Source organism: Caballeronia sp. SL2Y3 (assembly GCF_022879575.1).
GTDB lineage: Bacteria > Pseudomonadota > Gammaproteobacteria > Burkholderiales > Burkholderiaceae > Caballeronia.
On the sequence record NZ_CP084260.1, the window covers coordinates 1,970,554 to 1,984,437 of the forward strand.

Annotated in this window: 13 protein-coding genes; 1 reads left to right on the forward strand and 12 read right to left on the reverse strand. The window is 64.0% G+C overall.

The genetic code is table 11. The features are described from left to right. Positions 1–37 precede the first annotated feature (37 nt). The 7 genes from LDZ26_RS09335 to LDZ26_RS09365 form a co-directional block, all read right to left on the reverse strand. On the reverse strand, positions 38–1,828 hold the full coding sequence (locus tag LDZ26_RS09335; protein WP_244846969.1) for an acyl-CoA dehydrogenase: 1,791 nt from the start codon (positions 1,826–1,828) through the stop codon (positions 38–40). Between the two features lie 96 nt (positions 1,829–1,924). Further along, entirely contained in the window at positions 1,925–2,860 is a 936-nt protein-coding gene (locus LDZ26_RS09340) for an electron transfer flavoprotein subunit alpha/FixB family protein (protein ID WP_244846970.1), read from the reverse strand. 1 nt (position 2,861) lies between these two features. Then, complete coding sequence (locus tag LDZ26_RS09345) at positions 2,862–3,611, reverse strand: electron transfer flavoprotein subunit beta/FixA family protein (protein WP_244846971.1); 750 nt, start codon at positions 3,609–3,611, stop codon at positions 2,862–2,864. A gap of 172 nt (positions 3,612–3,783) precedes the next feature. Continuing rightward, complete coding sequence (locus LDZ26_RS09350) at positions 3,784–4,581, reverse strand: MetQ/NlpA family ABC transporter substrate-binding protein (RefSeq protein ID WP_244846972.1); 798 nt, start codon at positions 4,579–4,581, stop codon at positions 3,784–3,786. A gap of 23 nt (positions 4,582–4,604) precedes the next feature. Continuing rightward, positions 4,605–5,258, reverse strand: coding sequence for a methionine ABC transporter permease (locus LDZ26_RS09355; RefSeq protein ID WP_175944601.1), 654 nt, complete (start codon positions 5,256–5,258; stop codon positions 4,605–4,607). Beyond that, a complete protein-coding gene (locus LDZ26_RS09360; protein WP_244846973.1) occupies positions 5,248–6,282 on the reverse strand; it encodes a methionine ABC transporter ATP-binding protein in 1,035 nt (344 codons plus the stop codon). Before LDZ26_RS09360 ends, LDZ26_RS09355 begins: the two co-directional genes overlap by 11 nt. 178 nt (positions 6,283–6,460) lie before the next feature. Then, the gene (locus LDZ26_RS09365) at positions 6,461–7,384 is read right to left on the reverse strand and encodes a histone deacetylase family protein (protein WP_244846974.1); all 924 of its coding nucleotides are present in this window, start codon (positions 7,382–7,384) and stop codon (positions 6,461–6,463) included. Between the two features lie 283 nt (positions 7,385–7,667). On the opposite strand from LDZ26_RS09365, the gene mltB reads away from it, so the two are divergent. Continuing rightward, positions 7,668–8,825 carry a lytic murein transglycosylase B gene (mltB, locus tag LDZ26_RS09370; RefSeq protein WP_244846975.1) on the forward strand — a complete coding sequence of 386 codons (1,158 nt, stop codon included), beginning with the start codon at positions 7,668–7,670 and terminating at the stop codon, positions 8,823–8,825. Between the two features lie 53 nt (positions 8,826–8,878). Here the strand turns inward: mltB and cysM are convergent, their stop codons facing one another. From cysM to LDZ26_RS09395, 5 genes are all read right to left on the reverse strand, one after another. Next, positions 8,879–9,781: a cysteine synthase CysM gene (gene cysM, locus LDZ26_RS09375; RefSeq protein ID WP_244846976.1), complete on the reverse strand. Its 903-nt coding sequence runs from the start codon at positions 9,779–9,781 to the stop codon at positions 8,879–8,881. Between the two features lie 287 nt (positions 9,782–10,068). Further along, positions 10,069–10,455, reverse strand: a complete 387-nt coding sequence (locus LDZ26_RS09380; RefSeq protein ID WP_244846977.1) for a helix-hairpin-helix domain-containing protein — start codon at positions 10,453–10,455, stop codon at positions 10,069–10,071. A gap of 74 nt (positions 10,456–10,529) precedes the next feature. Further along, positions 10,530–11,522 carry an ADP-glyceromanno-heptose 6-epimerase gene (gene rfaD, locus LDZ26_RS09385; protein WP_244846978.1) on the reverse strand — a complete coding sequence of 331 codons (993 nt, stop codon included), beginning with the start codon at positions 11,520–11,522 and terminating at the stop codon, positions 10,530–10,532. A 6-nt stretch (positions 11,523–11,528) separates the two neighbouring features. Continuing rightward, complete coding sequence (rfaE1, locus tag LDZ26_RS09390) at positions 11,529–12,506, reverse strand: D-glycero-beta-D-manno-heptose-7-phosphate kinase (protein ID WP_244846979.1); 978 nt, start codon at positions 12,504–12,506, stop codon at positions 11,529–11,531. Then, the gene (locus LDZ26_RS09395) at positions 12,472–13,863 is read right to left on the reverse strand and encodes a UDP-glucose/GDP-mannose dehydrogenase family protein (protein WP_244846980.1); all 1,392 of its coding nucleotides are present in this window, start codon (positions 13,861–13,863) and stop codon (positions 12,472–12,474) included. The genes rfaE1 and LDZ26_RS09395 overlap by 35 nt, the downstream gene beginning before the upstream one ends. Between the last annotated feature and the right edge of the window lie 21 nt (positions 13,864–13,884).

The window sequence follows — 13,884 nt, forward strand, 5'->3', positions numbered from 1 at the left end:
TCGAACGACGGCGCCTGCAAGGGCGCCGTCGTCGTTTTCAGAACTGATCTTCGCTCAGGGCGAGCACGCCTTCGTGTCCGTTGGCGCTCACGATCGCCGCCTCGAAGCCGGGCGCGTGCGACAAGATGTGTTCCGCGAAGAACTCGGCGGTGGCGATCTTCGCCGAATAGAACGGCTCGTCCTCGGCGCGTTTCGCTTGCGCGACGAGCATCGCGCGGGCCATTTGCCAGCCGGAAAGCACAATGCCGGCGAGCTTCAGATACGGCACGCTGCCCGCGAACACCGCGTTCGGATCGCTCTTGAACCGCGCGACGACGAACTCGATGACGCGCGCGAGCGACAAGCTGCCCGCGCTCAGATGACGATGCATCGACTTGAACGCCTGCCCGTCGACCTCGGCGAGCGCCGCGATGGTCTGGTCGATCTGTGCGAGCAGCGCCTGCGCGGTCGCGCCTCCATCGCGCACGGTCTTGCGCCCGATCAGATCGTTGGCCTGAATTGCGGTCGTGCCTTCGTAGATGGGCAGGATGCGCGCATCGCGATAATGCTGCGCGGCGCCGGTTTCCTCGATGAAGCCCATGCCGCCATGCACCTGCACGCCGAGGCTCGCGACGTCCACCGAGATTTCGGTGCTGAAGCCCTTGACGATCGGCACGAGGAATTCATAGACCGCCTGATGCCGCTTGCGCACCGGCTCCTCGGGATGCGCATGCGCCAGGTCGCTATGCGCGGCGGCGACATACGCGAGCGCGCGTGCGCCTTCCGTATAGGCGCGCATGGTGGCGAGCATGCGGCGCACGTCCGGATGTTGAATGATCGGCACCGCGGCTTTCGCGCTGCCATCCACCGGGCGGCTCTGCACGCGCTCTTTCGCATACGCGACGGCCTGCTGATACGCCCGCTCGGACACCGCGACGCCCTGCATGCCGACGGCGAAACGCGCGGCGTTCATCATGATGAACATGTATTCGAGGCCGCGATTCTCCTCGCCGATCAGATAGCCGATCGCGCCGCCTTGGTCGCCATATTGCAGCACGGCGGTCGGGCTCGCCTTGATGCCGAGCTTGTGCTCGATGGACACGCAATGCACGTCGTTGCGTTCTCCGAGCGACCCGTCGTGGTTGACGAGAAACTTCGGCACGATAAAGAGCGAGATGCCCTTCACGCCCTCCGGCGCATCCGGCGTGCGAGCGAGCACCAGATGCACGATGTTCTCCGTCATGTCGTGCTCGCCGTACGTGATGAAGATTTTCGTGCCGAAGAGCTTGTACGTGCCATCGCCCTGCGGCTCGGCGCGCGTGCGCACGAGCGCGAGATCGGAGCCGGCTTGCGGCTCGGTCAAGTTCATCGTGCCGGTCCATTCGCCGGAAATGAACTTCGGCAGATAGCGCGCCTTCTGCTCTTCGCTGCCGGCAGTCAGCAACGCTTCGATGGCGCCGTCTGTCAGCAGCGGACAGAGCGCGAACGAGAGATTGGCCGAGTTGAGCATTTCGATGCAGGCGGTCGCGATGAGCTTCGGCAAGTTCTGTCCGCCGAACTCCGCCGGATGCACGATGCCTTGCCACCCGCCCTCCGCGAACTGGCGAAACGCGTCCTTGAAGCCGGGCGTCGTCGTCACCTGTCCGTTCGCCCACGTGCTGGGTTGCCTGTCGCCCGTGACGTTCAGCGGCGCAAGCACTTCGCCGCAGAAACGCGCGGCTTCTTCGACGACAGCCTGCGCGGTGTCGAAGTTGCCGTCCTCAAAGCCCGGCAGCGCCGCGATGCTGTCGATATCGGCCAGTTCCTTCATGACGAACAGCATGTCCTTCACGGGAGCGCGGTAGCTCATCGTTTGTCTCCTCTATCGTTTCCGGATGCAAAAAGGGCGCAACGGTTGTCGCGCCCTTTGTTCTTCTATTGCAGGCGCCGCTCGCGACGCACGCGATCAGCCGAGTTCTTTGACCAGCTCCGGCACCACCGAGAACAGATCGCCGACGAGGCCGTAATCCGCCACGCTGAAGATAGGCGCTTCGGCGTCCTTGTTGATCGCGACGATCACCTTGCTGTCCTTCATGCCGGCCAAGTGCTGAATCGCGCCCGAGATGCCGACCGCCACATACAACTGCGGCGCGACGATCTTGCCCGTCTGACCCACTTGATAATCGTTCGGCACGTAGCCCGCATCGACGGCTGCACGCGATGCGCCAAGCGCCGCGCCGAGCTTGTCCGCGAGCGGCTCCAGCACTTGCGTGTAGTTCTCGCCGCTGCCGAGACCGCGCCCGCCCGAGACGATGATGTTCGCGCTTGTCAATTCCGGGCGATCGAGCTTCGTCACTTCGCGGTTCACGAACTGCGAGACGCCTGCATCGGCTGCTGCTTCGATCTTCTCGACCGATGCGCTACCGCCTTCCGCCGCAACCGGATCGAAGCCCGTCGCGCGCACGGTGATGACCTTGATGGCATCAGCCGATTGCACCGTCGCGATGGCATTGCCCGCGTAGATCGGGCGCTCGAACGTATCGGCGCTGACGACAGCCGTGATCTCGCTGATCTGCGCGACATCCAGATGCGCGGCGATACGCGGCGCGATGTTCTTGCCGTAAGCCGTCGCGGGCGCGACGATGTGCGAATAATCCTTCGCGATATTCAGCACCGTGCCTTCGACGTTCTCCGCGAGTCCTTCGGCGAGTTGCGGCGCATCGGCCAGCAGCACCTTCGAAACGCCCGCGATCTTCGCCGCCTGTTCCGCCGCGCCGTGGGCGTTCGAACCCGCGACGAGAATGTGAATATCGCCGCCCAGCTTGGCCGCTGCCGCGACCGTGTTCAACGTCGCCGCCTTGATCGACGCGTTGTCGTGTTCCGCAATTACGAGAGTCGTCACGTTAGATCACCTTTGCTTCGGTTTTCAGTTTCTCGACCAGCGTCTTGACGTCGGGCACCGTCACGCCGGCGCTGCGCTTCGGCGGCTCGGTGACTTTGAGCGTCTTCAGACGCGGTGCGACATCGACGCCGAGATCGGCGGGCGTCACGGTCGTCAGCGGCTTCTTCTTGGCCTTCATGATGTTGGGCAGCGTCACGTAGCGCGGCTCGTTCAGGCGCAGGTCCGTCGTGACGACGGCGGGCAGCTTGAGCGACAGCGTTTCCGCGCCACCATCCACTTCACGCGCGACAGTGGCGCGGCCATCGGCGATCACGACTTTCGATGCGAACGTCGCCTGCGGCAGACCCGCCAAAGCGGCAAGCATCTGACCGGTCTGGTTCGAATCGTCGTCAATGGCCTGCTTGCCGAGAATCACGAGTTCCGGCTTTTCCTGATCGACCAAAGCCTTCAGCAGCTTCGCCACTGCGAGCGGCTGCAACTCTTCTGACGTTTCAACGAGAATCGCCCGATCCGCGCCGATCGCCAGCGCCGTGCGCAGCGTTTCCTGACATTGCGTGACGCCGCACGACACCGCGATCACTTCAGTTGCGACGCCCGCTTCCTTCAGCCGCACCGCCTCTTCCACGGCGATTTCGTCGAACGGGTTCATCGACATCTTCACGTTGGCGAGTTCGACGCCCGTGTTGTCCGATTTCACCCGGACCTTCACGTTGTAGTCGACCACGCGCTTGACTGGCACCAGAATTTTCATCCACACGCTCCAAAGTTACGATTACGTCAACCCAGCCTCATTATACGAGCGGCGCGTTTGCGCTTCGGCCATCGACGAGCGAGCCGGGTCAGCGTGCAATACATTTGAGGCTACTCTAAAAGAACGGTCGTTCGCTTTCCATCCCAAAAAACCCGGAGGCGCTGGGCAACGTTCACCAGGCCGCGATGACCGCGCCGGCGTACTTGCCCTCGATGAACTGCTTCACTTCCGGCGAATGATAGGCGGCCACGAGCTTGCCGACCCACGGCTTGTCCTTGTCGGCGGCGCGGATGGCGATGACGTTCGCGTACGGGCCGCGCGGATCTTCGATGGCGATGGCGTCGGACTTCGGCTTCAGGCCCGCTTCCATCGCGAAGTTCGTGTTGATGGCGGCGGCGTCGACATCGGCGAGCGAGCGCGGAATCTGCGCGGCATCCAGTTCGACGATCTTCAGCTTCTTCGGATTCTCGACGATATCGAGCGGCGTCGCCTTCAGGCCCGCATCGGCGCGCAGCTTCAGCAAGCCCTGTTTCTGCAGCAGCAGCAACGCGCGGCCGCCGTTGGTCGGATCGTTCGGCACGGCGATGCGCGCGCCGTTGCCCAGTTCGCTCAGCGACTTCACCTTCTTCGAATAGATGCCCATCGGGAACGTGACCGTATCGGCGACCTTGATGAGCTTGTAGCCGCGGTCTTTCACCTGCGCGTCCAGATACGGCTGATGCTGGTAGCTGTTGGCGTCGAGATCGCCCGCCGCGAGCGCCGCGTTCGGCTGCACGTAGTCGGAGAACTCGACGACCGTGATCTTCAGCCCGCTTTTCGCGGCGACCTGCTTCACGACTTCCATCACTTGCGCGTGCGGGCCGCCCGTCACGCCGACCTTGATGGCGTTGTCGTCCGCGTGCGCGAGCGTGCTCATGAGCGATGCCGCGCCGAGCGCTGCGGCGAACTTCAGGATGAATCGACGTTGCATGTGCTGACCTTTTTTCGGTGGAATTATTTGTGGCTCAGACGGCGCACGAGCCAGTCGCCGAACGACTGCACGAGCTGCACGAACACGATGAGAATGACGACGACCGCCAGCATGACTTCCGGCAGGAACCGCTGATAACCGTAGCGGATGCCGAGATCGCCGAGCCCGCCGCCGCCGATCGCGCCCGCCATCGCCGAATAGCCGACCAGCGAGACGAACGTGATGGTGAGTCCCGCGACGACGCCCGGCAGCGACTCCGGCAGCAGCACCTTGAAAACGATCTGACTCGTGGTCGCGCCCATGGCTTGCGCCGCTTCGATGAGACCGCGATCCACTTCGCGCAGCGCCGTTTCGACGAGCCGCGCGATGAACGGCGCCGCCGCGATGGTGAGCGGCACGACCGCCGCCGCCGTGCCGATGGACGAGCCGACGATGAGCCGCGTGAACGGAATGACCGCGACGAGCAGGATGATGAACGGCGTCGAGCGCACCGCATTGACGATGCCGCCGAGCACGCGGTTCACGGCCATGTTTCGCAGCACGCCGTCGCGGTCGGTCAGATAGAGCAGCACGCCGAGCGGCAGACCCACGGCCGCGCCGACGAGCCCTGAGATGCCGACCATGATCAGCGTTTCCCAGAACGACTGCACGAACATGTCGAACATTTCACTCAACATGGGACAACTCCTCCACCACCACGCCTTGCGTGCGCAAATAAGCGATCGCCTCCGCGACCTTGACCGGCTGACCGCCCGCCAGCACGGCGAGCGATCCGAACGCCTGACCCTGAATCTCGTCGATCTGGCCGTGCAAGATGTTGAAGTCCAGTTCGTAGCGGCGAATCGTCTCGGAAAGGATCGGCTGGTCGACGCCCGAGCCCGTGAACGCGAGCCGCAGCAAATGGCCGCTGCCGCTCTTCAGCCGCTCGGCGACGCGCGCCTTCAACGCGGGCGGCAGTTCGTGCGCGATGACATCGCCGATGAGCGCGCGCGTGACTTCGTGATGCGGCTGCATGAAGACATCGACGACCTTGCCTTCCTCGACTACGCGTCCCGCATCCAGCACGGCCACGCGGTCGCAGACCTGCTTGATGACTTCCATCTGATGCGTGATGAGCACGATGGTCAGCCCGAGCTCGCGATTGATCTTGCGCAGCAGGTCGAGAATCGCGCGCGTGGTTTCGGGATCGAGCGCGGACGTGGCTTCGTCGGAGAGCAGCACTTTCGGATTGCTCGCGAGCGCCCGCGCGATGCCCACGCGCTGCTTCTGCCCGCCGCTGATCTGCGCCGGATATTTGTCCTTGTGCGTGGTGAGGCCGACGAGGTCGAGCAGCGGCAGCACGGCCGCTTCTACTTCCGCGCGCTTCTTGCCCGCGAGTTCGAGCGGCAGCGCGACGTTGCCGTACACCGTGCGCGACGACAGCAGGTTGAAGTGCTGAAAGATCATGCCGATGTCGCGGCGCGCGGCGCGCAAGTCGTCCGGGCGCAGCGTCGTGAGATCGCGTCCATCGACGATCACGTTGCCTTCGCTCGGCCTCGTCAGCAGATTGAGCGTGCGCACCAGCGTGCTCTTGCCCGCCCCGCTGCGCCCGATGATGCCGAACACTTCGCCGGCGGGAATCGTCAAGTTGACGTTGTGCAGCGCTTCGACCCAGCCTCGGGGTCCCGCGAAACGCTGCGAGAGGTTACGTATGTCGATCATGCGCCGATCTGGAAAATGCAAACGGCGGAAGGCTTCGCCAGGTGAAAGCACCCGCGCAGCCGGCCGCCGCTTGTTGGATTGCCGCTTTTTGAGAAGCGCGATTTTACAGGACGCTGATCTTTCCGCTTAATAACGATTTCGGATCGGCTAATTACGTACGCCTATTTGGCCGCTTCTGCTAGATCTGCGCCAATGCCCGCACATGCGCGACGACGCTGCGCCCGAGCGCGGACAGGTTGTATCCACCTTCTAGACAACTGACGATGCGCCCTTCTGCATGGCGCTCGGCGACCGCGCGAATCTGCTCGGTGATCCACGCGTAATCGTCTTCGACGAGTCCCATGTTGCCGAGGTCGTCCTCGCGGTGCGCGTCGAAACCGGCCGAGACGAACAGCATCTGCGGCTTGAAATCCTCCAGACGCGGCAGCCACATCATGTCGATCACTTCGCGCACCGCCATGCCCTTCGTGCGCGCGGGCAGCGGCACGTTCACCATGTTCGGCGCGTGGCTGTCCGCGCCGCTGAACGGATAGAACGGATGCTGGAAGAAGCTGCACATCAGCACGCGCGAGTCGCCGGTGAACGCGGCTTCGGTGCCGTTGCCGTGATGCACGTCGAAGTCGATGACCGCGACGCGTTGCAGTCCGTGCACTTCCAGCGCATGACGCGCGGCGATCGCGATGTTGTTGAAGAGACAGAAGCCCATTGCGCGCGCGGGCTCCGCGTGATGGCCCGGCGGACGCACGCTGCAAAACGCGTTGTCGTAGCGGCCTTCGATGACGGCATCGGTCGCGGCGATGGCCGCGCCCGCGGCGCGCAACGCCGCGCGATACGACTGCGGACACATCGACGTGTCCGGGTCCAGTTCGCTGCGCCCCTGCTCCGGCGTGCGGCTCTTGATGTAGTCGATGTGCGCCTGCGTGTGCACGCGCGCCAGATCGGCTTCGTCGGCGAGCGGCGCTTCTTCGCGCTCGATCAGGGCGTCGATACGGCTCGCGATGAGTTGATCTTCGATGGCCTGTAGGCGCGCCGGGCATTCGGGATGCCATTGGCCGTTATCGTGCTGCAGGCAGTCGGTGTGGGTGTAGAAGCCGGTGGCCATGATGTCTCGCAGTGCCGCTGTCGTCGGCGCGTCTCGTCTTTTTTCGTCATACGCGATCCTGTGCCGCGCATTTGACGTTAAGTTACCACACCGTTCGGAACGGCCGGCTCGCGGGCTGGCGCGGGCATTGCACCGTGGGGCGTCGGTTATACTGCCCCGACGCCCCGGCAGCCAGCGCCGACGGCAGCTTGCAGGCCAATGCGCCCGGTCAAGAATCGTTGCGAGTAGCTGCACGCGACGGCAGAACATCCGGCATCGCCCTCAATCGCTCACCAAGCACACTATGACTTTTCAGTTTGCCTCGCTCGATTCCTCTCTCAAGCCGCTGACGCGCGCGTTCATCGCTTCCTTGCTGTGCGCAATCGGCGGCGTCTGCGGCAACAGCGCGCTTGCGCAGTCGCAGCAGCCGCAGAGCGCGACGCCGCAAGGGCAAGTGTTCGAAGAAGAGATCGTGCCGCAGCGGTACGCGAACAACCCGAATGTCGAGGCGTTCATCAACGACATGGTCGCGCGCTACGACTTCGATCCCGCCGCGCTGCACGACCTCTTCAATCACGTGAGCTATTCCGCGACGGCGGTGAAGCTGGTGTTGCCGTCGCCCACGCCTTCGCTCAAGAACTGGCGCACGTACCAGTCGCGTTTCATCGAACCGATTCGTATCAACGCGGGCGTGAAGTTCTGGCGCGCGAATCAGGCCACGTTGCAGCGCGCGTCCGCGCAGTTTGGCGTGCCGCCGGAAGTGATCGTTGGGATCATCGGTGTCGAGACCATCTACGGCAAGTACATGGGCAATTTCCGCGCGCTCGACGCGCTGACCACGCTCACGTTCGACTACCCGAACACGCCGAACCGCGCCGAACGTCAGGCGACGTTCCGCAAGAATCTCGAAGACCTGCTCGTCTGGACGCGCGATTCGCAAATCGATCCGACCACCGTGCTCGGCTCTTACACCGGCGCGATCGGCATTCCGCAGTTTCTGCCGAGCAGCATCGTGCAGTACGCGGTGGACTTCGACGGCAACGGCCGCATCGACTTGCGCACGAGCCCGGCGGATGCCATCGGCAGTGTCGCGAATTATCTGAAGCAGAACGGCTGGGAGCCGGGTCGTCCGGTCGTGTGGCGCATTGCGGGCGATGAAGGCAGCCAGGGCATCGCGCAAGCCGCAGCCGACGGGCAGCCCGAGCCGCACTGGTCGCTCGCGCAGTTGACGAAGGCCGGCATGCTGCTGACCGAGCCGGCCCTGAACCTGAGCGCGGAAGCGGCCACGCCGCTGACCGTCGTCGACCTGCCGACGCCGGGCCGCGCGACGGAATACACGCTGGGCCTCAAGAACTTCTATGTGCTGACGCGCTACAACCGCAGCTTCTTCTACGCGCTCGCCGTGTATCAGTTGGGCGAGGCCGTCAAGGCGCGCATGGCGGCGGGCGACGCGTCGCAGTAAGCGCGTTTTTCTCGGCGGTCCGCCGTGCCAAGCGGACCGCGATTAATCAGTGCTCAGGCGGGAAAAACGCCCGTCGACAGATAGCGGTCGCCGCGGTCGCAGACGATGAACACAATGGTCGCGTTCTCGAGCTGACGCGCAACGCGCAGCGCGACCTCGCACGCGCCGCCCGACGAAATGCCGGCGAAGATGCCTTCCACCGACGCGAGCCGCCGCGCCATCGCCTCGGCTGCAGCCTGACTCACGTTCTCCACGCGATCCACGCGGCTGCGATCGAAAATCTTCGGCAGGTACGCTTCCGGCCATTTGCGGATGCCCGGAATGCGCGAGCCTTCTTCCGGCTGCGCGCCGATGATCTCGATCTTCTCGTTCTTCTCCTTCAGATACTGCGACACGCCCATGATCGTGCCGGTCGTGCCCATCGACGAGACAAAATGCGTGATGCGTCCTTCGGTCTGCCGCCACAGTTCAGGACCGGTGGTTTCGTAGTGCGCGAGCGGATTGTCCGGATTCGCGAACTGATCGAGGATGATGCCGCGGCCGTCGCGCTGCATCTGATCGGCGAGATCGCGCGCGTATTCCATGCCGCCCGTGACCGGCGTGAGGATGATCTGCGCGCCGTACGCGCCCATGCTCTGACGCCGCTCGATGGACAAGTCCTCCGGCATGATGAGCACCATCTTGTAGCCGCGCACGGCTGCTGCCATCGCGAGCGCAATGCCGGTATTGCCGCTCGTCGCCTCGATCAGCGTGTCGCCCGGCTTGATGCGGCCGCGCTCCTCAGCTTTCCTGATCATCGACAGCGCCGGGCGGTCCTTCACCGAGCCGGCCGGGTTATTGCCTTCGAGCTTGCCGAGCACGACGTTGTTGCGGCTGCGGATTTCATCGTCCACCACGCGGACGAGTTGCACGAGCGGCGTATTGCCGATCGTGTCTTCGATAGTCATGTAAGCCATAGCGGACCGAATTCGGGTTCGACGGAACGACTGCGCATGCTTGTGCGCGCGTTCGCCGGAATATGGATATGCGAGTCCACTGATTGTAGCCCACCGCTTCCCGCCATGCGCCTCGCCCCTCCTGCGCAGATGGCTACGCGAGCGGCCGAGCGCGCATCTTTCGTCATGCAAAAAACCCGCGGCGAGGCAAACCGCGGGAGCCCAAACATCCGAAGGCTGAAGGAGCGAAGAAACCCGTTGCAGCGCGCGGCGCGGCCGCCGACAAGCCGCGCCGCGCGCCCTACCGCTTACTTCTTGACGACCACCGGCTTCGACGCCTGCGACGACAGCACGGGCGTCGCGCTGACGCCATTGGCGCCATTGGCGCCGGTGGCCGCAGGCGTGCCCGTGGCCGCCGTCTTCGACGCCGTGCCGATGGTCAGACCTTCGGCCGTGAGCCGTTGCACCGTCTTGCCGCCCATGCCTTTGACGCGCGAGCTGAGATCGGCCGCATCCTTGAAGGGGCCGTGCGCCTGACGTTCATCGAGAATGGCTTTCGCCTTCGCCGGACCGATGCCCTTGATGCCGCGCAAGGCATCGGTATTGGCGGTGTTGACATCGACCGCTGCGAGCGCCGAACCGATGGACAGGGTGAGCGCGAGCGCAACGAGGGTCGAAAGGGCTTGCTTGAACATACTGAGTCTCCAGAAGAACCGGCCGGCGAACAGTGCCGACCGCGAGACCCAGTGTAGAGAGACTTCGAACGCGTTTATAGCTGGCCGAATAGCCAACGCACGTAGCGGTCGACGCCTTCCTGAACGGTAAGAAACGGCGCTTCGTAACCGGCTGCGCGCAGGCGCGTCTGGTCCGCTTGCGTGAAGCACTGGTACTTGCCGCGCAGCGCGTCGGGAAACGGAACGTACTCGATCAGCCCGCGCTGCACGAGTTCAGCGAGCGACAGCGGCGCTTCGCCGTCGATTGCGCGGAGCGAGTTGACGACCGTCGACGCAATGTCGTTGAACGGCTGCGCGCGCCCCGTGCCGAGATTGAAGATGCCCGACTTCTCCGGGTGATCGAGGAAGTGCAGATTGACCTTCACCACGTCTTCCACGGACACGAAATCGCGCGTCTGCTCGCCGGCCGCGTAGCCGTTGTACTCGCCGAAGAGCTTGACCTTGCCTTCCGCGCGGAACTGGTTGAAGTTGTGGAACGCGACCGACGCCATGCGCCCCTTGTGCGTCTCGCGCGGCCCGTACACGTTGAAATAGCGGAAGCCGACGATCTGGCTGCCTGCCTTCGGCAACACCTGACGCACGATCTGGTCGAAGAGGAACTTCGAGTAGCCGTACACGTTGAGCGGCTTCTCGACTTCGCGTTCCTCGACAAACCGGCTCGACCCGCCGTAGGTCGCCGCCGACGACGCATACAGAAACTGCGCGCCCTGCGCGAGACAGATGTCCATCACGTCCCGGCTGTACCGGAAGTTGTTGTCCATCATGTAGCGGCCGTCGGTTTCCATCGTGTCGGAGCAGGCGCCTTCGTGGAACACCGCGCGCACCTTGCCGAAGTCCCCGCGCCGGAAGCGCTCGACGAACTCCGTCTTGTCGAGGTAATCGTCGATCTCGCAATCGACGAGATTCCTGAACTTGTCGGCGCGCGTGAGGTTGTCCACCGCGATCACGCGATGCTCGCCGCGCTCGTTGAGCGCCTTGACGATATTGCTGCCGATAAAGCCGGCCGCCCCGGTAACGATGAAAGTCATGTGAGATCAGGCGAAGAGTTCGTTGTAGTCGACGGTCGCCGTGCCGAGCTTGCCCACGACAATGCCGGCCGCGCGATTCGCATACACGATCGAATCGACGAGCGGCACGCCTGCGCCGAGCATCGTCGCGACCGTTGCGATGACGGTGTCGCCCGCGCCCGACACATCATACACTTCGCGCGCTTCCGCCGAATTGTGCAGCACCTGGTTCTCCGTGAAGAGCGTCATGCCCTCCTCCGAGCGCGTCAGCAAGAGCGCGCCGAGATCCAGATCCGCGCGCAGCCTCGTCACGCGTTCGTGCAGGTCTTCTTCGGACTTCCAGTGGCCGATCACTTCGCGCAGCTCGGCGCGGTTCGGCGTGATGAGCGTCGCGCCGCGATAACGCTCCCAGTCGTCGCCCTTCGGATCGACGAGCACGGGTTTGCCGGCCTCGCGCGCGTCGGCGATCATCTTCGTGACGTGCGTGAGACCGCCCTTCGCGTAGTCCGACATCAGAATGACGTCGTGCTGCGGCAGCAGTTCGGTGAAGCGTTCGAGGCACGCGCGCAGCACTTCGTGATTCGGCGTGTTCTCGAAGTCGACGCGCAGCAGTTGCTGCTGGCGCGACAACACGCGCAGCTTAATCGTCGTGAGCAGCTCCGGGTCGCGCGCGAGGTGCGCGGCGACCCGGCTTTCGCCGAGCAACTCGACGATGCGCTCGCCCGGCTCGTCATGCCCCACGACGCACAGCAGACCCGCCTGCGCGCCGAGCGCCGCCGCGTTGCGCGCGACGTTCGCCGCCCCGCCCAGGCGATCCTCCTTCTTCTGCACGTGCACGACCGGCACGGGCGCCTCGGGCGAGATGCGGTTCACATCGCCGAACCAGTAGCGGTCGAGCATCACATCGCCGACCACCAGCACGCGCGCCGCGGAAATGCGGGCGCGCGGCACCACTGGGATATTTGCCGGGCTATTGCCGGCTTCCATTGCCGTCGAGTTCGACATGGGGACGTCCTATTGCAAAATAATCGATGCCTAGTTCAGCCATCGCTTCCGGTTCATACAAATTGCGGCCGTCGAAGATAACCGGCATCTTCAGCTCGCTCTTCAAGTGCCCGAAGTCCGGGCTCTTGAATTCCTTCCATTCGGTCACGATGACAAGCGCGTCCGCGCCCGTCAAGGCTTCCTGCTGCGTTTGCACGAAGTGAAGACGCTCCATGTCCTCGCGGCGGCCTTCGAGATCGAGCGCGAACACGCGCTGCGCTTCAGTCATGGCGACAGGATCATACGCCCGCACCGTCGCGCCGCGTTCGAGCAGCGACGCGATCAGACGCCGGCTCGACGCCTCGCGCATGTCGTCGGTATTCGGCTTGAATGCAAGGCCCCACACGGCGAACGTGCGGCCGCGCAGGTCCTCGCCCATGCGCTTGACGATCTTGTTGACGAGCACTTCCTTCTGCGCGTTGTTGACCGCTTCGACCGATTCGAGAATCTGCAGCCGATGTCCGTTTTCGCGCGCCGTCTGCACGAGTGCCTGCACGTCCTTCGGGAAGCAGGAGCCGCCGTAGCCGCAGCCCGCATACAGGAAGTGATAGCCGATGCGCGGGTCCGACCCGATGCCGCGACGCACGGATTCGATGTCCGCGCCGACCGCATCCGCCAGATTCGACAGATCGTTCATGAACGAAATGCGCGTGGCGAGCATCGCGTTGGCCGCGTACTTCGTGAACTCGGCAGAGCGCACGTCCATGTAGAGCGTGCGTTCGTGATTGCGGTTGAACGGCGCGTAGAGGCGCTTCATCATTTCGCGCGCGCGGTTGCCGGCCTGATCGTCGTCGATGCCGATCACGATGCGGTCCGGGCGCATGAAGTCGTCGACCGCGGCGCCTTCCTTCAGGAACTCGGGATTCGACACGACAGAGAAGCCGTCGGCGACGCCGCGAGCCTTCAACTCTTCTTCCACGACACGCCTGACTTGCAGCGCCGTGCCGACCGGCACCGTCGATTTGTCGACGATCACCTTGAAGCCGTTCGAATAGCGTCCGATGTTGCGCGCAGCCGCGAGCACATACTGCAAGTCGGCCGAGCCGTCTTCGTCGGGCGGCGTGCCGACCGCGATGAACTGCACGTCGCCGTGCTCAACGCTCGCCTTCACGTCGGTGGAGAACTGGATGCGGCCCGCTGCACGCGTGCGCTTGAGCATTTCCTGAAGGCCCGGCTCGTGAATCGGCACGCCGCCGTTATTGAGGATTTCGATCTTGCGCGGATCGACGTCGACACAAAACACGTCATTGCCGATTTCAGCGAGGCAAGCACCGGTCACAAGACCGACGTAACCCGTACCAACGATGGTAACTTTCATAGCTCTCCGTGGGTTTCTAAG

Coding starts and splice junctions, on each gene's coding strand:
- LDZ26_RS09350 (WP_244846972.1), bottom strand. CDS start 4,581: ATGCAACGTCGATTCATCCTGAAGTTCGCCGCAGCGCTCGGCGCGGCA.
- LDZ26_RS09345 (WP_244846971.1), bottom strand. CDS start 3,611: ATGAAAATTCTGGTGCCAGTCAAGCGCGTGGTCGACTACAACGTGAAG.
- LDZ26_RS09380 (WP_244846977.1), bottom strand. CDS start 10,455: ATGTTCAAGCAAGCCCTTTCGACCCTCGTTGCGCTCGCGCTCACCCTG.
- rfaE1 (WP_244846979.1), bottom strand. CDS start 12,506: ATGTCGAACTCGACGGCAATGGAAGCCGGCAATAGCCCGGCAAATATC.
- LDZ26_RS09360 (WP_244846973.1), bottom strand. CDS start 6,282: ATGATCGACATACGTAACCTCTCGCAGCGTTTCGCGGGACCCCGAGGC.
- mltB (WP_244846975.1), top strand. CDS start 7,668: ATGACTTTTCAGTTTGCCTCGCTCGATTCCTCTCTCAAGCCGCTGACG.
- cysM (WP_244846976.1), bottom strand. CDS start 9,781: ATGGCTTACATGACTATCGAAGACACGATCGGCAATACGCCGCTCGTG.
- LDZ26_RS09365 (WP_244846974.1), bottom strand. CDS start 7,384: ATGGCCACCGGCTTCTACACCCACACCGACTGCCTGCAGCACGATAAC.
- LDZ26_RS09355 (WP_175944601.1), bottom strand. CDS start 5,258: ATGTTGAGTGAAATGTTCGACATGTTCGTGCAGTCGTTCTGGGAAACG.
- rfaD (WP_244846978.1), bottom strand. CDS start 11,522: ATGACTTTCATCGTTACCGGGGCGGCCGGCTTTATCGGCAGCAATATC.
- LDZ26_RS09335 (WP_244846969.1), bottom strand. CDS start 1,828: ATGAGCTACCGCGCTCCCGTGAAGGACATGCTGTTCGTCATGAAGGAA.
- LDZ26_RS09395 (WP_244846980.1), bottom strand. CDS start 13,863: ATGAAAGTTACCATCGTTGGTACGGGTTACGTCGGTCTTGTGACCGGT.